The organism is uncultured Varibaculum sp. (genome assembly GCF_902489465.1).
In the GTDB taxonomy this organism is placed as follows: Bacteria; Actinomycetota; Actinomycetes; order Actinomycetales; family Actinomycetaceae; genus Varibaculum.
Window position 1 is genome coordinate 15,969 of the sequence record NZ_CABTZZ010000019.1, and the last position, 20,113, is coordinate 36,081.

At 52.3% G+C, this 20,113-nt stretch carries 15 protein-coding genes; 11 read left to right on the forward strand and 4 right to left on the reverse strand.

The annotated features are described in order from the left end of the window. The first annotated feature begins 9 nt into the window (after positions 1 to 9). The 4 genes from RDM26_RS05020 (at position 10) to RDM26_RS05035 (ending at position 5,785) form a co-directional block, all read left to right on the forward strand. The gene (locus RDM26_RS05020) at positions 10 to 2,643 is read left to right on the forward strand and encodes a DNA polymerase III subunit gamma and tau (protein WP_307737915.1); all 2,634 of its coding nucleotides are present in this window, start codon (positions 10 to 12) and stop codon (positions 2,641 to 2,643) included. A gap of 5 nt (positions 2,644 to 2,648) precedes the next feature. Beyond that, positions 2,649 to 3,245 (forward strand): recombination mediator RecR, encoded by a 597-nt coding sequence (gene recR / locus RDM26_RS05025; protein WP_307737916.1) that lies wholly within the window; start codon positions 2,649 to 2,651, stop codon positions 3,243 to 3,245. Positions 3,246 to 3,431: 186 nt separating this feature from the next. After that, on the forward strand, positions 3,432 to 4,739 hold the full coding sequence (locus tag RDM26_RS05030) for an aspartate kinase (protein ID WP_307737917.1): 1,308 nt from the start codon (positions 3,432 to 3,434) through the stop codon (positions 4,737 to 4,739). Then, complete coding sequence (locus RDM26_RS05035) at positions 4,736 to 5,785, forward strand: aspartate-semialdehyde dehydrogenase (protein WP_307737918.1); 1,050 nt, start codon at positions 4,736 to 4,738, stop codon at positions 5,783 to 5,785. Before RDM26_RS05030 ends, RDM26_RS05035 begins: the two co-directional genes overlap by 4 nt. Positions 5,786 to 5,919: 134 nt before the next feature. Here RDM26_RS05035 and RDM26_RS05040 read toward each other — a convergent pair whose 3' ends face one another. Further along, positions 5,920 to 7,194, reverse strand: a complete 1,275-nt coding sequence (locus RDM26_RS05040; RefSeq protein WP_307737919.1) for a hypothetical protein — start codon at positions 7,192 to 7,194, stop codon at positions 5,920 to 5,922. Positions 7,195 to 7,354: 160 nt separating this feature from the next. Next, complete coding sequence (locus RDM26_RS05045; protein WP_307737920.1) at positions 7,355 to 8,074, reverse strand: TetR family transcriptional regulator; 720 nt, start codon at positions 8,072 to 8,074, stop codon at positions 7,355 to 7,357. A 248-nt stretch (positions 8,075 to 8,322) separates the two neighbouring features. Between RDM26_RS05045 and RDM26_RS05050 the strand changes: the two genes are divergently transcribed. From RDM26_RS05050 to RDM26_RS05080, 7 genes are all read left to right on the forward strand, one after another. Beyond that, positions 8,323 to 8,595, forward strand: a complete 273-nt coding sequence (locus RDM26_RS05050) for a hypothetical protein (protein ID WP_307737921.1) — start codon at positions 8,323 to 8,325, stop codon at positions 8,593 to 8,595. A gap of 7 nt (positions 8,596 to 8,602) precedes the next feature. Continuing rightward, positions 8,603 to 9,511: an MFS transporter gene (locus RDM26_RS05055; RefSeq protein WP_307737922.1), complete on the forward strand. Its 909-nt coding sequence runs from the start codon at positions 8,603 to 8,605 to the stop codon at positions 9,509 to 9,511. Positions 9,512 to 9,813: 302 nt separating this feature from the next. After that, a complete protein-coding gene (gene efeU, locus RDM26_RS05060; RefSeq protein WP_307737923.1) occupies positions 9,814 to 10,800 on the forward strand; it encodes an iron uptake transporter permease EfeU in 987 nt (328 codons plus the stop codon). 63 nt (positions 10,801 to 10,863) lie between these two features. After that, positions 10,864 to 12,102, forward strand: coding sequence for an iron uptake system protein EfeO (gene efeO, locus RDM26_RS05065; protein WP_307737924.1), 1,239 nt, complete (start codon positions 10,864 to 10,866; stop codon positions 12,100 to 12,102). 12 nt (positions 12,103 to 12,114) lie between these two features. Next, positions 12,115 to 13,479, forward strand: a complete 1,365-nt coding sequence (gene efeB, locus RDM26_RS05070; protein ID WP_307737925.1) for an iron uptake transporter deferrochelatase/peroxidase subunit — start codon at positions 12,115 to 12,117, stop codon at positions 13,477 to 13,479. 293 nt (positions 13,480 to 13,772) lie between these two features. Continuing rightward, positions 13,773 to 14,966, forward strand: coding sequence for an MFS transporter (locus RDM26_RS05075; protein WP_307737926.1), 1,194 nt, complete (start codon positions 13,773 to 13,775; stop codon positions 14,964 to 14,966). Positions 14,967 to 15,254: 288 nt separating this feature from the next. After that, positions 15,255 to 17,882, forward strand: a complete 2,628-nt coding sequence (locus RDM26_RS05080) for an iron-containing alcohol dehydrogenase (RefSeq protein ID WP_307737927.1) — start codon at positions 15,255 to 15,257, stop codon at positions 17,880 to 17,882. 82 nt (positions 17,883 to 17,964) lie between these two features. Here the strand turns inward: RDM26_RS05080 and RDM26_RS05085 are convergent, their stop codons facing one another. Together RDM26_RS05085 and RDM26_RS05090 are read right to left on the reverse strand one after the other, a co-directional pair. After that, the gene (locus tag RDM26_RS05085) at positions 17,965 to 18,930 is read right to left on the reverse strand and encodes a PfkB family carbohydrate kinase (RefSeq protein WP_307737928.1); all 966 of its coding nucleotides are present in this window, start codon (positions 18,928 to 18,930) and stop codon (positions 17,965 to 17,967) included. Positions 18,931 to 19,193: 263 nt separating this feature from the next. Next, a complete protein-coding gene (locus RDM26_RS05090; RefSeq protein WP_307737929.1) occupies positions 19,194 to 19,790 on the reverse strand; it encodes a hypothetical protein in 597 nt (198 codons plus the stop codon). Between the last annotated feature and the right edge of the window lie 323 nt (positions 19,791 to 20,113).

Sequence of the window (20,113 nt, forward strand, 5' to 3'; positions counted from 1 at the left end):
AGTAGAGCCGTGAGCATCGCATTGTATCGCCGTTACCGGCCAGACACTTTCCAAGACGTGATTGGGCAAGATCATGTGGTCAAACCGTTAATGGCGGCGCTACGCTCTGGGCGTATTAGCCATGCTTATCTATTCTCTGGTCCGCGCGGGTGTGGCAAAACCACTTCGGCGCGGATCATGGCGCGCTGCCTGAACTGTGCAGAAGGCCCTACCGACACTCCTTGTGGCAAATGCGAATCCTGTAAAGACCTGGCCACCGGGGGCTCAGGGTCTCTGGACGTGGTAGAAATTGATGCTGCCAGCCATAACGGGGTAGATGACGCGCGAGAACTGCGGGAGCGGGCAGGCTTTGCGCCGGTGCGGGATCGTTTTAAGATTTTTATTCTGGATGAAGCTCATATGGTTACCCAGCAGGGATTTAACGCCCTGTTGAAGATAGTGGAAGAACCTCCCGAACACGTAAAGTTCATTTTTGCGACCACCGAACCCGATAAAGTTATCGGTACTATTCGCTCGCGTACCCACCATTATCCGTTCCGGCTGGTGCCACCGGAAACGATGGAACAATATATGGCGAAACTTTGCCAGGCCGAAGACATCGAACCGGACTCGGGAGTGCTGCAGCTAGTGATGAGGGCGGGCGCGGGCTCAGTCCGGGACTCACTTTCGGTGCTTGACCAGCTGATGGCAGGTGCCGAGGACGGCAAACTGGCGTATGGGACTGCCGTGGCGCTGCTGGGGTATACCGATAGTTCCATTTTAGAGCGTTCCGTAGACGCCATTATTGACCGGGATGGGGCCGCCCTATTTGAGGTGATAGCCAAAATGGTGGAGGGCGGGCATGAGCCCCGGCGTTATCTGGAAGATTTGCTACTACACCTTAGGGATCTGCTAGTACTCTCGGTTTCATCTGTTGAGGATACCCAGACGGTATTAGCGGGAACCCCCGCAGATCAATTAGCGGTGATGCAAGCCCAAGCCCAGCGTTGGGGAACCGCCGGGATTTCCCATGCCAGCGACCTCACCAATACCGCTTTAACTGAGCTTACGGGAGCTACCGCTCCGCGCCTGCAAGTTGAGCTGTTGGCTGCGCGACTATTATTGCCAGATCAGAGCCAGGTAGCTGCAGGTGGACACGGTTCCGCCCCGTCTGGGTCTTTGAGCGGGGCAGAGGCCGCTATGGCGGCTCTGCATCGTCCTGGACGTGAGCGCCCGCGAAATACCGCAAATGCCCGACCGGATACCGTGGCTCCGCGGACCCCTAAAGCTCCTACTGAACCGGCCGCAGTGGCTCCTCGCGCTAACCCGGTTCCGGCGGCTTCGCCTACAGGTAGCGGAGCGTCAGAACTGGCTGCTCCGCGCCCGCAAAGCACCGAGGGTAAACCCTCTTCTCCGGCTGTTGGAGAACAGACTCCCCAGCAAGAACAGGCTCCCCGCAATGAAGTAGCGGAGCAGGAACCCTCTCCGAAGGAGACGGTGGCTAGCAGTTCCCTGCGCGAGGTGCCGGAAATAGAAAAAGGGGAACAATATTGGCAACTGCTGCAAGCGTGGGGTAAGGTTTCTGCGCGTTTGCGGGACACTGATCAGCGGCTATGGTCAACCTGTAACCGCCACCTGCAGATTGGCGGGGCGCAGGACCAGAAACTTACCTTGCTAGCTGATAGCCCGCAGACCGTCCGGTACTTAGAAAACCAAATGGAGCCGCTAGAGAAATGCATACAGGAGGAGCTGTCAGCTTCCTGGACAGTGCAGGTAGTTCCGGGAAGTGATGATCGCCGCGCACCTGCTATGAGCGAGGTACTATCCCGGTTCCAACTTGATGGTTCCTTAGGGCTAGAGAAAACGTTCGCTAAGCAAGCGCCCCCGGAGGAAGAAGCATATCCTCCCGAAGGCGCGGATCTGGCAGACGGTAGCGAAGAGAATTCCTATCCAGAACCAGTTGACGGTGAAGCAAATCTTTCTCCCGTCCCGGGCCTCTCCGCGGACACTGCAAGTGTAAATGCTGAAACCACCGGTGACGGGAAATCAGCGGATAAAACAGAGCAAGAAAGTGAGCCGGCATCCCAAAATGCTGACTGGATCATTGCTAACCCAAAAGTGTCAGACTCCGTTTCTAAGGAAAGGGATCAGGGCGTAGAGGACAGGGAGCATTCGGTAGCATCGGAGCCTGTACCACCACTTGCTGTAGCACCGTCACCGCTCGGGGCAGACGTGGCAGAAATGGCAGCGCCTCGCCCGGACAACTCTTCCTCGGAGGCACCGAGAACTTACAACTCGGTGATGGCGGCGCCTCGAGACTTGGGTGACGAACCGGTGGCTCCGAGATCCAACCAATCCGTGGCTCCCTTAGAGCCTATTGCGTCTACGCCACTAGCCGCTCCCCGCGAGCAAGATCCCAACAAGGACACTTTAGCTGCTCCCCGCCAACAGGTAGCACCGGCCACGGGCAGCGAAAACACTTCTCCAGCGCCGCCCGTACCGGCTTCTTATGAGGACGAAGATATTCCCGACCTCTCCGATCCCGATGTTTCGCTAGAGGAAAGCGGCGGACGTTGGGGGGTCGAGGTCGCAAAATCTTTGCTTGGTGGCAAGATAATTGAGACGGTAGATAATTCTGGCGGCAGTGGGAAAGTGAGTAGTTAACCTCTATGTATGACGGCGCTTTGCAAGATCTAATCGATGCTTTGGGGCGACTGCCGGGGATTGGACCAAAATCAGCACAGCGCATTGCGTTCTATGTGCTGTCGCGCCCTAAAGCAGAAGCGGAACTATTGGCGCAGGCCTTAATCGATGCCAAAGAAAAAATCCGTTTTTGTACCAAATGTGGCAATATTGCCCAAGAGGAACTTTGTCCTATCTGTCGTAATCCAAAACGAGACCAGAGCGTTATTTGCGTGGTTGAAGAAGCCAAAGACGTGGGAGCGATTGAACGCACCCGCAGCTATCACGGTCTATACCATGTACTCGGAGGGGCAATCGATCCGATAAACGGAATCGGCCCCGAACAGCTGCGCTTACGGGAGCTGCTATCGCGTTTATCGGGCGACACCGTACAAGAGATCATTATTGCCACTAATCCCAATATTGAGGGCGAGGCTACGGCCACCTATCTGACTCGCACCATCTCTCCCTTGGGGTTAAAAGTTACGCGTCTGGCCTCGGGACTACCGGTGGGGGGCGATCTGGAATACGCTGATGAAGTTACTCTGGGGCGTGCCTTGGAGGGTAGGCGTTCGGCCGAATAGAGTTTTGCGCGAGGTAACGCATACCGCTAAATAGTGGCAAAAGTCCCAGGAAGAACCTGGGCGGTGCGTATGAAATTGTGCGTTTGCTTACCTGCCAGGAAATCTGAGACGCTAGAGCCGAGATTACGCCAGCTTCTTACAATAATTGCAGAAGACAGCTAATCGCTAGGCATACAAGGGGAACAAATGGCACTGATTGTGCAAAAGTATGGCGGATCCTCGGTTGCCGACACCCAGTCGTTGCAACGGGTTGCGCATAGAATTGTGCAAACTCGTCAAGCCGGGCATCAAGTGGTGGTTGTGGTCTCCGCTATGGGGGATACCACTGATGACCTGATTGATATGGCGGCCGAACTTAATGCTCATGCTCCCGCCCGGGAAATGGATATTTTACTTTCTGCCGGTGAGCGTATCTCGATGTCTTTGCTGTCTATGGCCATTTCTGCGCAAGGAGTGCCGGCGATGGCTTTTACCGGCGCGCAAGCCGGTATCCGTACCGATGCGAAATACGGTAAAGCCCAGATTGTAGGAATGGTTCCGGAAAGAATCGCCCGCGTAATCCGGGACAATAATGTGGCGATTGTAGCCGGGTTTCAGGGAGTTAACGATGCCGAAGACGTCACTACTCTGGGACGTGGCGGCTCTGATACTACTGCCGTGGCGCTAGCGGCCGCCCTTCATGCTGACGTGTGTGAAATCTATACCGATGTTGACGGATTGTTCACCGCCGATCCACGCCTGGTTCCTACTGCCCGGGCATTGCACTCCCTCGACTATGAGGAAACTTTAGAGCTCGCAGCTAACGGCGCCAAGATTTTGCATCTGCGAGCGGTGGAGTTTGCTCGGCGTTATCGGGTTCCGTTGCATGTGCGGTCTAGTTTTTCCGATAAAGATGGCACTTGGATTGCCCAAGGACCGGCACCGAAATCACTGCGGGGGATTGTCCCCGCTAAAGCCCTTGAGGAGGAAAACGTGGAAGCTCCCATTATCTCTGGTATTGCCCATGATCGTTCCCAGGAAAAGCTGACCGTGGTGGGTTTACCTGACCGGCCGGGCGTGGCCGCTGACCTGTTCGCAGCGGTGGCAAAAGTCGGTGCCAATATCGACATGATCGTACAAAACATTTCCGAGGCGCGCCCTGGCAGGGCTAATATTTCGATCACTATGCCGGCGGAAGATATCCCGGCGGTGATGGAAGAACTACAGCACGAAAAGAAGGTTTTGGACTTTATTCGTATTGACCATGACACCAACGTGGGGAAGGTGTCCCTAGTTGGGGCAGGTATGCGCAACAATCCAGGCATTTCGGCGCGTTTTTTCCAGGCACTATCGGATGCCGGGATCAACGTCGATATCATTTCTACTTCGGAAGTGCGCATCTCCGTGCTGATCAATTTAGATCGCCTAGATGATGCGGTTTTGGCTATCCATAAAGCTTTCGATTTAGATTCCGAAGAAACTGAAGCCGTGGTCTATGGAGGTACCGGACGATGATGAAAGAACTAACCGTAGCCTTAGTCGGAGCAACCGGGCAAGTCGGACGGGTAATGCGTGCCCTGCTGGAAGAAAGAAATTTTCCCGCTGCTAACATTCGCCTGTTCGCGACCTCGCGTAGCGCGGGAACCCAGCTTTCTTTCCGCGGTCAGAAAATAACAGTAGAGGACGTGGAGGGTGCCGATCTGGAGGGGATTGATATTGCGATCTTTTCCGCTGGCGGGTCAGCGTCGCGTACCTATGCTCCCCGTTTTGCCGCTGCTGGGGCAGTGGTAGTCGATAACTCCTCGGCGTGGCGCAAAGACCCCGAGGTGCCTCTGGTGGTTTCGGAGGTTAACCCGGAAGATATCAAGGATCGCCCTAAGGGGATTATTGCCAACCCTAATTGCACCACGATGGCCGCGATGCCCACGGTGAAAGTACTGCATGATCTCTTTGGACTGGAAACCTTAGCGGCGTCCTCCTATCAGGCGGTGTCAGGTTCGGGTAGAGCCGGGGTACAAGAGCTTTCTTCCCAGCTGGAAGCGAGCGTAGAGCGCTGCGAAGAACTGGCTTTAGATGGACAAGCTATTGAATTCCCCGAGCCTAAAACCTATGTGCGTCCGATTGCCTTTAACGCGGTTCCGGTGGCCGGAAACTTCGTTGATGACGGCTCTCAAGAGACCGATGAGGAGCAAAAGCTGCGTAATGAGTCGCGGCGGATCCTGCACTTGCCGGAGCTCGCGGCCTCCTGTACTTGCGTGAGGATCCCGGTGATGACCGCGCACCTGTTGTCCCTAAACGCGCGTTTTACCCGCCCGGTTGATTTAGAACAGGCACAGGCGGCATTAGAGCAGGCTGAGGGAGTGCAACTAGTAGAGGTGCCCAATCCCTTGGATGCTGCCGGCCGAGATGGGACTTTCACTGGACGGTTGCGCATTGATCAGTCGGTTCCGGATGGTAAAGGTCTAGCCTTTATCTGTTGCGCAGATAACCTGCGTAAAGGGGCGGCACTTAACGCCATCCAGATCGCAGAGCTGGTTGCCCAAGAACTTTTGGAAGCCTAGTTACTGCCGCTCTGCGGGTACTCAGGTTAGCTGCTTGAGCGCTAGGACGAGGAGGCTAATAGATTTCGCTGGGCTTACCACGCTCGAGGACGCGGTGGCGCCAGGTACCCTACCTCCGGGGATAATGGAAAAGGTTAGTTGCCGGGGGCTTTAACTTTAGGCTGATAGGCTTCAGCGCTATTCACTGTCAGTTTCAGCCCGAATCCGGTCTGCAGGTTCCAACAGTCGACCCCAGATCCGGAGGACTCACAAGCGTAGGCTCCCGAGGCGGCGGCAGCACCGCTAGAGAGTACGGTCTGTGAAACTTCGTTATCTTTAACCCCTAAATCTTCCGGAGGCCTGGCGCCATCAGCTCCCAGGGTGAACTTGACGGTGGCTCCCGGGTTCTGGCCGATATTTCCGGTAAAGCTAAAGACGTTACACACCACTTCGTTACCGATCGTGCACTTGATGGGGGCATCAGGCAGTGAGAATTCAGCTACCTGGTAGGCTCCGTTTGGTAGTCCTTTTGCTTGCCCAATCTGGTTAGTGGGAGCGGGGGCTATCTGGCGTCCCTCGGTTTTAACATCTAGTTGGGCCCCGGCGCTACTTGTTTTTTTCTTAGCATCCTGGCCGGAAGTATCTTTTTTATTGCCGCGGTCTTCCGATTGTTCTTGCTCATCGGGAATTCCGTTATTATTGTGGTCGCGATTTAGGTCGGAATCTCCGAAGATGCGTGCGATTACTCCGTCCTTCCCGTACCAGCTCTTCGAACCGTCGCCTCCGGTGAGACGATCTGTTAAGTTACCCCCGATCGAGAGCACTAAACCGATCAAGATTGCAATCACGATCACGAAAATCTTGCTTTTTCGGGAAGCAGTTTTTTCCTCGACCGGTGAAAAGTCTTCTAAATCTTCCTCGTCAGCAAGTTTAAGTTTGTCAGCCTTAGTTTTTTCCGCTACCTCAGTTTCAGCGGTAACTGCGGTTTCCGGTTCATTCGCTGGTTTTGCGGTTGTCGTTTTCGCTGGTTGTGCGACGGTGTTATCCTCGGCTGTTTCGAGGGACGCGGTAGGGAAATCTTGGGGGGTTTCATCTCGAACCGTGTTTATAGCTGCGGGGGCATTGGTGGGAGTCAGCGGGGAAGCGCTCCGGGGCTCGACTACCGGTATCTCCTGGGGGGCTGGGGAAGCGGCCGGGATAGGGGAACGGGTCTGTGCTCGGGCAGCCCGGTCTAGTCGGTTTTGGCGGCGCTGTAAGGCGGCGGCAATCTCCGGATCAGAAAACTCGCCTAACCACTCTAGAAGTTCGGGATAAGTGGAGGGATTTTCGGCAATGAGGGGACGCAAAGAGGGATGATTTTGAGCCAAATACTGCAATTCTTCCAGTGGCGTCGCCGGGTCGCTAGCCCGCTGAACCGGGTCAGTGCTCATGTCTCCTCCTTTGAGTCTCTTAAGCGATTATAGATTACCGAGACTCCACAATGATCCCCTCGTGTCCATAGCGGCCTGCTCAGCAAATAAATACCCGCAATATCCTGCCTTGCTGCCCAGAAAAGTTAAAGGTTCAGCCTGAAAAGGCAGGAAGCTGCATCTAACTGGCACGATGAATCGGACAGGCCGAGGTAACCATTGCTTCTTCCCCCCGAGAAGAAAAAGGATTCTCTTCCAGATCTAACCGTCGTCCCAAGAACCGTTTTGCGTTCGGTAACGGAGCCAAGGTATGGCTAGCTCCCAGAGAACGCAATACATACGCTTGTACACAGTGGATCAGATATTCCCGATGAATCGGGTCTTTGGGGAGAGATCTGCCTGCTAGAGACGCGTTCACCATCGAGATTGCAATGGGTAGGTTTTGGGGAGGGAGAGTGCCTTCATTAATGGCTTTTCTTAAGATTTGACTCAATATATTTTCTACAATCTGCGCGTGACAGTGTAGTTCGCTGCCAGTTTCATTTGATACTTGGCGGCGCAGATCCAGCCCGGGCGCTAGGTGGTAAGAAGATCCCAGAGTGAGCTGTTCCCGGATGTAAATTCGTAGCATTTTTATAGGGGAGGACACCCCCGCCAGAGCGCGGTTCAAACGCACCGAATACTGTCCCGTTTCATAGGCAATGAATGCCAGGAGCAGTGCTTCTTTATCTTGGAAATGGTTGTAGACCGCAGTGCGCCCCACTCCCGCCTCTTGAGCAATCTTCGCCATGGTTAGCGATTCAAAAGTACTGGTTTGGAGGAGACGGGAGAGGGCATCAAATAGCTGTTGGCGAGTTTTCTCGCGATGTTCTTCCAGAGTTTCCCCGATGATCCTTGGCATGTAGGCATTCTTTCATTTAATGACACTTTTAATCTAATCGTCTCGAAAGATTATAGTGGGAAGTTTTGAGGCGGACAAAGAAAAGGATCTCCTAGCTGGTAACTAGCAAAATATTTGTTGGGAAACGCATTTTATGGGTGAGGTGGCGACTGAACCTCAGCGATAAATAATCGTATTTGACGCACTAACATATTGGCGATAGTGGTAGCTTAAAACGCGGTACTGTTAGTGGCTTTGAGGGAGAATATTTGACCAACCTATTGCTGGCACTGATTTATCTGGCTTTTATTAGCTTGGGATTGCCCGATGCCCTGTTGGGTTCAGCCTGGCCAGCGGTCTACTCAGATTTTCAGGTAACAGTTTCCTATGCGGGGATTGTGTCTATGATTATTGCCCTGGGTACCGTTACCTCCAGTCTGTTATCGGATCGGATCATTGCTCGGTTAGGTACCGGTAAAGTGACCGTGATTTCCGGGGGTTTTAACTGCCCTGGCTATCCTGGGTTTCGCCCTCGCCCCTAACTTTTGGGTGCTTTGTGCCTGGTCAATTCCTTACGGATTAGGAGCGGGCAGCGTGGACGTGGCGCTCAATAACTATGTGGCGCTGCATTTTAAAAGCACCCACATGAACTGGCTGCACTGCTCCTGGGGAATAGGTGCCACTATCGGCCCCTACATCATGGGGATGGCATTATCTGGAGGGGGAAACTGGCAGGGCGGATATTGGTATGTTGCTTGGGTACAGCTGGCAATCACCGCAGTATTGTTCTTGAGTTTGCCGCTTTGGAAACACCATGAAGGGATAGAGGTAACTACTAACTCCGAGGGGTCGCCTGGCTCGAATGCCCCCGCACGCCCTCAATCCCTAAAGCTTTCGCAGGTAGTGCGGATTAGAGGAGTAAAAGAGATGATGACCTGTTTCTTTTGCTATTCCGTCTTGGAGCAAACCGCTGCGCTTTGGGCAGGAACTTACCTGAGGCTATTTAAAGGGATGGATGCGGCCGCTGCTGCCGCGTTTGCGGGAATGTTGTTTCTGGGAGTGACTCTAGGCAGAGCTGTCAGCGGAATCTTGGCAATTCGCCTCAGCGATCAACAGTTAATCCGCTTGGGAATGCTACTGGCCGCAGCGGGGGTAGCGATTTCGATAATCCCGGGATCGACGGGACTGGCAGTATGTGGGCTTATGGCGATTGGCCTAGGGTGTTCGCCGATCTATCCCGCGATGCTGCACGCCACTCCCCAGATCTTCGGGAAAGACCCCTCGCGGGCGGCCACCGGAGCGCAAATGGCCAGTTCCTATTTGGCGATTTTTATTATGCCCCCACTTTTTGGGCTGATAGCGCAGTATTTATCAGTAGGCCTTTTGCCTGTCTACCTGACCTTGCCTTTGGGAGTATTCGCCTTGATGCAGCGCCGCTTGGCTTCTATACGTTACTAAAAGTATCTTCCCTGCTGGAAGATAGCTGATAGCGCATATCCTCACTTCCGAAATAGCCGTGACCGCCTGCGAGCCTACCGATCGAGATAAGAGGTAAATAGATAGGTGAACCTACTTTAGGAACGAGAACATAAATTCGCATAAGCTGCACTAATTGACTGTATGATGCTTTGGCCAGTATTTATAGTGAAATTTTGTGAGAATAAAGCTCCTTGACAGGGTGAGACGAATTGAATAAATTAGGTTTGCCTTAGCTAAGGAATTATAGGTTTTAGCTAACTAATTCGCGGACTGGAGAGAAGATGCTCGGCGCTTTACTAATTGCGTTACGTGAAGGTTTGGAAGCTGTTTTAATAGTTTCCATTCTTTATGCCTATGTAAAGAAAGTTGAGCGTGAAGATCTGCTGCCAAAACTATGGCTAGGGATAGTCGTAGGGGCGGTAGTCCCCATGAGCGTGGGTGCTTACTTGGTTTGGGGAACCTACACCCTTACCACCCAAGCCCAAGAGGCGCTCGGAGGCTTTCTTTCCCTATTCGCGGTCGCCCTCATCACCTGGATGATTTTTTGGATGGCCGAGCATTCCGCCGGGATGGCTGCCCGGATGCAATCCCAAGTCAAGGAAGCGCTGTCGAAAGGTAGCGGAGCCGGTTGGTCGCTGTTTGTAATCGCCCTGATCACCGTGGGGCGAGAAGGACTAGAAACCGCGATTTTTATCTGGCCGATGTTCAAGAATGCCAGCGACAACGAAAATGGCACCAGCCTGGTTGTCGGAATGTTGGTGGGGATAGCAATCGCCATCGCGCTGGGATACCTGATCTATCGGGGAGTAGCCCGTATCGACTTGCGGGTATTTTTTGAGGTAACCGGGTATTTACTGATTTTTGTGGCCGCCGGGGTATGCTCCTATGGCTTCCACGATTTACAAGAAGCCGGGGTTATCCCCATGACCGCCCCGCTCTTCGATTTCACCACTTATATTCCCACCCTGGTTTATAACGGCGGTCTCTATGACGTGCTGGTAGCCATTTTCCAGTTCTCGCCCAGCCCCACCGCCCTGCAGTTCTTTAGCTGGCTGATCTACCTGGTGGTAGTGGGGGCGCTGTTCTACTTTTACAACCGCAATAAGAAGTTGTTTTTAGCAGTGAAAAGGGCGCAAAAAGAAGAAGCTGCTACGCCGGAAAAGAGAGGAACTGACGCGGGAGACAAGGATACAGCGGCGATTGTGTCCGCTGAGGACGCGCCAGCAGGAACAATTCACAAGACCAAAACGTCAGTTGCAGTTGACTGACCGTTTTCCCGAGGGCGCGCTCGCGTCCTCGACGCAAAAATGCACACCTAAGGAGACAAATAAATGCATATGCGTAAGATTGCCGTTGCTTTCGTGGGCGCGGCGCTGGCAGTCACTATGACTGGTTGTGTAAAGAACGACAACAGCGCCGCGGGGGATGGCGCGGCGGGCAGCACTAAACCAATCGAGGTGAAAATCGCTGACGACAAGTGCGAACTTTCTACTAACACCGCTCCTTCCGGCACCATTAAGTTCTCCCTAAACAACGAGGGACCGGCTCGCAACGAGTTTGAAGTACTTGCCAAAGACAAACTGCAGATTATGGGGGAAATGGAAAACCTGGCTGCTGGAGATAAACGCGACTTCACGGTGCAGCTAGAGGAAGGAACCTACTACACCGCCTGCAAGAAGAATATGGTGGGATCGCTCGTGGGGTTGAAAGAATTCAAAGTAACCAAGGGTGAGGGTATTAAGGTCAGCGCCGATGACAAGAAGCTGCATGAGGATGCGGTGGCTAAATACGCTGCCTATGTAAAGGATCAGGCTGGCCAGCTGGTATCAGCCACCCAAGAATTTGTAGATGCTTACAAGGCGGGCGACAACGAAAAAGCTAAGAAGCTCTATCCCTTGGCTCGTATGCATTACGAGCGGATCGAGCCCACTGCGGAGTCCTTCGGTGATTTGGATCCGAAGCTGGACGAGCGGGAAACCGACTATCAGCAGGCAGATGACGCTGACGGGCGGGAATGGACTGGTTGGCACCGCTTAGAAAAAGACCTGTGGACCGATCAGAAGCTATCGGCGGCCGATCGCACCAAGTTTGCCGATCTGTTGATGAAAGACACCCAGGATCTGCATAAAGCGGTTTATGCTGCTGATTTCAAACTGAAACTAGACGATATTTCCAATGGGGCTATTGGTTTGCTAGAAGAGGTAGCTACCACCAAGATTACGGGAGAGGAAGAGATTTTCTCGCACACTGACCTCTATGATTTCCAGGCCAACTTGGAGGGCGCTCGGGTAGCTTATGGCAACGTCCAGGCCTTAGCCGAGAAGAAAGATCCGGAACTGGCGAAGAAAATTGATGCCAAGATGAAAGATCTGGAAGACACTATTGCTTCCTACAACCGTGCCAGTGGCGATAACCAGTGGGATTTCCCGCCCTACACTGATATCGCGACGGTGGCGATTGGTTTGGAGAAAACTCCCGAGAAGTACACCAAGAAGCAAAAAGAGCTTTCCGATAAGGTAAATGCGCTGCGGGCACCGCTCGCAAAGTTGACGGAATCTATTCTGAAATAAGGTGAATAGTCATTGAGTAAAAACTCTGTTAACCATCACCTAGAGGAAGTAGCTGAAGAGGCTACTTCCTCGGGGGAAACCCCGCAAGATACTAATAAGGTTCCGGGGATTTCCCGGCGTAATGTCCTGATCGGCGGGGGTATCGCTGCGCTAGCCGGTATCGGCATCGGGGGAATGGGAGGCTTCGCCTATGGTAAATCCAAAGGCGAAGCCGCCGGAGAAGCAGCTTCCGACGTGATGAAGATTTCCTATCCTTTTAGAGGTAAACACCAACCGGGAATTCTCACCCCCCAGCAACAGCAGATGATGATGGCTGCCTATGACCTGACCACTGAGAGCCGGGAACTGGTTATTCAGCTGCTGAAAGACTGGTCTTTGGCGGCTGAACGGATGATGGCTGGTAATCCGGTAAACGATCCCAAAGTGTCCAAACTGGCACCCCCGGATGATACGGGCGAAGCCTATGATCTCGGGCCAGGCGCCCTCACGATCACTATTGGTTTTGGGGAAAGTTTCTTCCTGAAAGACGGGAAAGACCGCCTGGGGATTGCCGATAGGATGCCGGAGCCGCTAAAAGGCGGGATCCCGAGGATGGCAGCAGAGAAACTGGATCCCGATCAGTGCTACGGGGATATCGTGGTGCAAGCGTGTTCGGAAGATCCCATGATCTCTATGCACGCAATCCACAACCTAAGTCGTTTGGCGTTCGGCACCGCAACCGTTCGCTGGACGCAACTGGGTTATGGACGCACCTCCTCTACCTCGACCGGGCAAAAAACTCCCCGTAACCTCTTCGGGTTCAAGGATGGAACTTCCAATATCAAAAAGGAAGATTCCGATGCGGAGCTAAATAAGCATCTGTGGATTCAGCCCGGTGATTCGGGCGGAAAGTATTTTGCAGGTGGCAGCTATCTTTGTACTCGCAAAATCAAGCAGATGATGGAAGTCTGGGACGAACTGGTCTTGCAAGAGCAAGAAGACACCATTGGGCGCGACAAACTAGAGGGAGCCCCCCAGTCCGGAGGAACTGAGTTCACCGATCCCGACTTTAAGAAGAAGGGCGAAGACGGGGAACCCTTGATTCCGGTGGATTCGCACGTGGCGATGGTGCACCCCGATAACAACGGGGGAGCCCGGATGCTCAGGCGCGGATACAACTATATGGAGGGTACCGACAGCTTGGGGCGTCTGGAGGGTGGGCTGATGTTTATCGCCTATGTTCGTAACCCCCAAACCAACTTCATTCCTATCCTGAAGAAGATGTCGGGGGACGCCATGACCGAATACCTGCAGCATATAGCTACCAGTATGTGGGTAATGCCGCCCGGTGTGGGGCAGGGAGAAGACTACGTGGGGCAAAAACTCTTTGAAGCCTAAACTGTAACCTCCAGAAAAATAGGTTTTGGGGAAACCTAAAACCGGGAGCGGGTCTTGCTGATTGCTTTCAGCAAGACCCGCAACTTTTTCTGCCACTTAATAAAGCTAAAACTTAGCGGCTGTTTCACCACTAGCTGGCAAAATAGTATTTTCCACTGCTCCCGGTTTCCCGTAAAGATTACGCTACAGCCTGCTAAATTGATGTTTCCTCAAGTTTCATGGTTACTGAAATGCCTATTTTGGGCGTAGTAACTCGGTGTCTAAAACTGATAGGTTTAAGCCAGGAGGCGTCGTTGACTAACTTACTATTAGCACTGATCTACCTGGCGTTTATTAGCTTGGGTCTACCCGATTCCCTGCTAGGTTCTGCCTGGCCAGAGATTTATCCAGATTTTGCGGTGCCGGTTTCCTATGCGGGATTCATCTCTATGATTATCTCCTTGGGAACTGTTACTTCTAGCCTGCTGTCGGATCGGATAATCTCCCGGCTTGGTACCGGGAAAGTGACCGTGTTTTCGGGGTTGTTGACTGCTCTGGCTATTCTAGGCTTTGCCTTTGCCCCTGACTTTTGGGTGCTGTGTGCCTGTTCGATTCCCTACGGATTGGGAGCGGGCAGCGTAGATGTGGCTCTCAATAACTATGTGGCGCTGCATTTCAAAAGCACCCACATGAACTGGCTGCACTGTTCCTGGGGGATTGGCGCCACGATTGGTCCGTACGTGATGGGGATCGCGCTTGCCGGGGGAGGTAGCTGGCAGAACGGATACTGGTATATAGCCTTGATACAGCTGGTAATTACCGCGATTCTATTTTTGAGTTTGCCGCTCTGGAAGCGCCATGAACAGGAAAGCTCTCCTGCCAGTAGTGAGAAGTTGCCTGAATCGGATTCCTCGTCAGCTAAGCAACGTCCTCTCAATCTTTCGCAGACAGTGCGGATTAAGGGTGTCAAAGAGGTAATGACTTGTTTCTTCTGTTATGCCGTATTGGAACAAGCAACTGGGGTCTGGGGTGGAACCTACCTGAAGTTATTTAAAGGTATGGATGCCGCTACTGCGGCCGCTTTTGCGGGAATGTTATTCCTGGGGGTAACCCTAGGGCGAGCAGCGAGCGGATTTTTGTCGATCCGTTATTCTGACCAGCAATTAATCCGTTTGGGGATAATTCTGGTCGCGGGGGGAGTGATGCTGGTATTGATTCCGGGGTCGGCTGCTATTACGGTCTGTGGACTTATGGCGATTGGTCTGGGTTGCTCTCCGATATATCCCGCTATGATTCACGCAACTCCTCAAATCTTTGGGAGAGAGCACTCGCGCGCGGTAATCGGAGTGCAGATGGCTAGCTTTAACCTGGGAGTCTTCGTGATGCCGCCATTATTTGGCCTGATAGCGCAACATTTATCTGTTGGGTTATTGCCGATCTATCTCTTGTTGGCTCTGGGCGTGTTCAGCCTCATGCAGTATCGTATGTCTCACCAAGTTGCCCGCTAGCATGCTCAGAATCCCGCCAGGCTGGGGTAGTTACCACCCGCTGGCTTTGGGAAATGAGAATAACCCCTGCACGGTTTCTAGCTACTATAGCCCCCATAGGATGAACGTTTGAAGTCTAGTGATGCATAAACGTGCATTCAAATTTTAGTTGTTGAAAACCTATGCTATAAGCCGTAGCCTGCTTTATTCAAGATTATATTTTTACTAGGTAAAACTTTTAAACAGAGTTGTTGATCGTAGTAAAGCACATCCAAATCCTCTAGATCGGTGTACAGAAAAGAGCTAGTCATGCCCATAAAAGAACCAACTCCCTCCCCGACTCAACAGGCTGGGGAAAAAACAGCCATCGATACGCTAGTAGCACGCGCCCAGCAGGCGCTTGCTGAATTCGAGACTCTGGATCAGCGCACCGTAGATATTATTGTAGAAACCGCAGCCCACAAGGCGCGAGAAGCCCATGCGGTGCTCGCCGCCGAGGCGGTAACCGAAACCAAACGCGGTAACTTTGAAGACAAAACTGTAAAAAATATTTTTGCCTCCGAAGTTATTGCCCAAGACTTAGAGGGACAAAAAACCGTAGGGGTGATTTCCCGTGACGAGTTCTCGGGGATCGTGGAAGTTGCAGAGCCAGTCGGGGTGGTAGCGGGGCTAACCCCGGTCACTAATCCCACCTCAACCACTATTTTCAAGGCGCTGATCTGCCTAAAAACTCGCAACCCCATTATTTTTGCGTTCCATCCATTCGCGCAGAACTGTTCGGCTCATGCCGCCAAAATAGTTTACGAGGCTGCGGTTGAAGCCGGAGCACCTAAGGGATGTGTCCAGTGGATTACCACTCCTTCAATGCCGGCCACTACGGAGCTAATCAACCATCCGGGAGTAGCAGTCATTCTCGCTACCGGCGGCAACGCCATGGTCAAGAGTGCGTATTCCTGTGGAAAACCGGCGCTAGGGGTGGGAGCCGGAAACTGTCCTGCCTATATCCACGAAAGTGCAGTAATTAAAAACGCAGTCAATGATGTCACTATTTCAAAGTCGTTTGATAACGGCATGATTTGTGCTGCCGAGCAGGCGGTGATCCTCGACGAGGCCATTGCAGATCAGGCGCTGGCAGAGTTTGAAACTCTCGGATGTTACCTGGCAAACGCGGAAGAGAAAACGAAGCTAGAAGAGCTGCTTTTCGGGGCGCGTGCCGGAAGTGAAGACTGTGCGAATGCCAAATTGAATGCAACGATCGTGGGACAGAAAGCCTCGAAGATAGCAGAAATGGCGGGTTTTAGCGTTCCTGAAGATACCCCAGCTATTTTGGTGCCGTGCTCTAAGGTAAGTTACGAGGAACCATTAACCAGAGAAAAGCTTTCCCCAATCTTGGCGGTATTGCGCGCTGAAAATGCAGCGGAAGGTATTGAATTGTCCCGCCAGATGGTAGAACAAGACGGGTTGGGGCACAGCGCGGCCATTCATTGCCGCGAATGGGGTATTATCGACCAGTTTGCCAAAGAAGTTAATTCAGTGCGGATTATTGAAAATTCTCCTAGCGCTTTCGGAGCTATCGGGGGGCTTTATAACGCGATGGTGCCCTCCTTGACTCTTGGTTGCGGCTCTTATGGACATAACTCGATATCGAGCAATATCAGTGCAGTTAACCTACTTAATATAAAACGGCTAGCCAGGAGGAACCCGGTAATGATGCCTTTCCAAGTACCTAATCAAATTTATCTCGGATCTGGCTATATTCGGCAGCTAGCTAATTTGGAGTTGGGCACCAAAATTACGGTGATTACCAATCAAGATGCCGCCAGTAGCGGGCAACTGGATGTGGTGATGCAACTGCTATATGCCCGCAGCAACAAAATATCTGTACAGGTTATAGATGACGTAGAAAAGCATTTCACTACCCAATATCTGGAGAAGAAAGTACAAGAAATCGCTGGATACGCACCTCAAACGGTTATTGCCGTGGGAGAGCGAAGCGTGATCAATGCGGCTAAGTTCCTGCGTTTATTCGCGGCCTGCCCCGAGTTATCGGTTAAGGAAGTCTGCGCCGGACATGTTGCTTTGCCAGCCCATATTAATTCTCCGCAGCTTATCTGCGTTCCTACTATTACCGGAGGGCGTGCTTCAGTTGCGCCGTCAGCAGCTATTACCGATGCGGATACTGGTTTTGCCCGTCCGGTTAAGTCGACCGCATTCCTGCCCCAGATCGTGATTATGGATACCACCTGGGCACCCTATAGTCGAAAAGATGCTCTACGGCGTGGCTTCCAAGGGGTGGCCTGCGCGATCGAGGCCTATACTTCTACCCAAGCCAGTGAATATACCGATTCCTTGGCGCTACATGGCCTAGAGAATGTTTATCAGACTTTGCCACGGGTAGTTAGTGCCGCAGAAGATAGTCAAGAATTGGCTGACCAGCGAGAAAAGGTTATTGAGGGGGCGTTCTTGATTTCTACTGCCCAAGGTAACACCGCAATGGGGTTGGCAGATTCATTGACCAAGACTTTTGCCGCCGCCTTTGGGGGCAGCAATCAGGAATACTTCCCCGCAGTACTGCCTAATGTGGTGCGTTTCTTAGGAGGACGGCCGCGGAAGTTCGTGGCTTCCCCGAACTACCTGCGTTTCCAAGCACCCCAGCAATTGGCTGAGATCTGTCGCCGACTCGGAATCGAAGCTAGAGAAGAGGACGCAGGTGAGGAGCTAGCGCAGGCTTTGGATAGCTTAGTTTCAACCTTTGGAGTGCCGTTAAAGGTGCAGGACTTTGAGATTTCGGAAGCCGACTTCTTGGCGCAGCTGCCCGAGCTAGCCCAGCGTACTTTCGATCGCGAGTCCTATACTGGTACGCCTCGTAAAGCTACCATGGCGGAAATAGAAAGCATGCTTAAAGCCTGTTACTACGGGGAAAAGTTTATTTCTTAACCCCTGATATAGGTGGGCGGGGGAGATATCATGTCTCCCCCGCCCACCTAAATTCGCTATGGCCGCTAACGCGTTTTCCCCTCTAGAGGGTGGGATCGCTGGCGAGTACCTCTGCGACCTCAGCTTGCGTAGGGGCGTAAGCGCCCACCTTACTTACCGTAAGCCCGGAGGTAATCGTTGCCCGGTGGAGAGCGCCTTGGATATCGCTGAGGCGAGCTTGCTGTAGCCGCTGCTTGGCTGCCGCCGAGCCTAACATCCCTGCATCTAGCAGTCCCGAAATCAGGCCGGCCATAAAGGAATCGCCGGCGCCTACCGTGTCTTCGACCTTGATGTTTAGGGGATCTACCGCCAGCATGTCCCGGTCATTGGCGCAAAGAGCATAGGACGCCCACGGGCCGCGGGTAGCCACAATTAGACCTGGCCCCATGTCTTTCCACTGGTGTAACACGGTCTCAATCGGAGTGTCTTTGCCGTAGAGCCAAGCGATGTCTTCATCACTGGCTTTAACCAGATCGGCGAGGCTGATTAGCTCTTCGATCCGCGGACGTACTTCTTCGGGGGTACCCATTAACGAGGGACGCACATTAGGGTCATAACTTACGGTGCCTTGAGCTGCCATGGCCTTGACCGCCTTGACCACTGCGGAGGCTCCGGGTGCCAAAGTAGCAGCGAAACTTCCAGTATGTAGGTGGCTAAGGCTACCAACCTCTGGTAGGGGAGGAACTTGCCATTCCAACTCAAAGTTGTAAGTTGCTTGCCCCTTGTCGTCGATTTGGGCATTAGCTATCGGAGTTTTCGCGGCTTTAGAACTGCCAGGGACTACGCTAACCCCGGCGGAGGCTAGCTTTTCTTCTAGGCTCTTACCGCGCTCGTCCTCGCCCCACCAAGAAGCTAAGGAGGTGGGGTGGCCTAAACTAGCGACTCCGCAAGCCACGTTAAAGACACTGCCCCCGACTTTTTCTTCCACATTACCTGCGCGTTTAATAACGTCGATCAGGGCTTCTCCCAGGCAGAGTACGGGACGCTCAGTTGATCTCATTTCGGTCATGATAATTACTCCACCCCTAGTTTCTTTGACATTTCTTCAAGAAGAATCCCCATGGTTTCCGGCATGACTTTCAGCACCCACAGTAGCTGGCCGCACATGCACAGGAAGAAGATTAAGAATGTCTAGTCACAGTTATCCTAGCAAAGGGCATTAGCCCAAAAATGTGGCTGTTTTTGGGAAGTCGCTTAAGGGTGGGGTCGCTCTGAAAGACAGAGCGACCCCACCCTTAAGTGTTTTCAGGAATATAGGAATTAAACCAGGAACTAGATTCTGGTTTGATTCAGAATAAAGAATCCCTCGACTGGTCGTTTTTCTAGATAAAATACCAGGTTAGATGCATCCTTAGGGAGAGTATATTCCCACTCGCCCTTTGCGGGTTTATCAACTCCGCAACCAAATTTGGTTAGCTGTCCTTTACGGTCTACCCCTTGAGGGAAAATCAAAATCTGGGTAGTTGTAGGTTCTTTTGTTTGGCAATAGAACGTTACTTTTACTTTGTCGCCAGTCTTCCACTTATCGTTGTAATTAACAGAATGCCAGTAGGATTCCATTTTTTCTTTATGGAAACTAGCAAACGAGGGTAAATAGAAAGTCTTTTTGGAGGGAACATCCTCGGTTTTTGCAAACTCTTTGGCGGTCTTTCTCCACTTTTCCTCAAGTGCTTTTGAATCTTCGACTGCTTTCTCTTCATTCTTTAGCTCTGGTTTCTCGGTGTCCTCACTCGCCGAGATAATTCCAGTTTGGATAGCCGGTTTTTTACTAGGGGTTTGGGACTTATCACTGCCAGCATTACTGGCTCCGCAAGCTGCCAGGGTCAAAGCTAGTAGGCAGCTACCGGTCAAGGTTAGTATTTTCCTCATTTTGGGGACTCCTTTTATCTTTGAGGTTAAATAGATTGCCACAGCTACCATGAAACAGCTTTCTGAGCCTGATTGGTACGCCCAAAAGGGTGAAAATCCCTCTCGAATAACAAAGCTCAGAGCAAACGCGCTATTGAAAAAAGTAATGGAGGAAACTGCCTACCTGCGTTTAGGGAGATAAGCCGTTAAGGTGAAAATGGGAATTGTGTGGTTTCAGGAGATGTGTCCGTTTTTCTTGGGGTTGGGGTTTTAAGATCTTTCAGGACTTGTGTCCGCTTGTAATAAGGAAAAACTCTTTTGATGTCCCAGGTCATTTGTCCGAA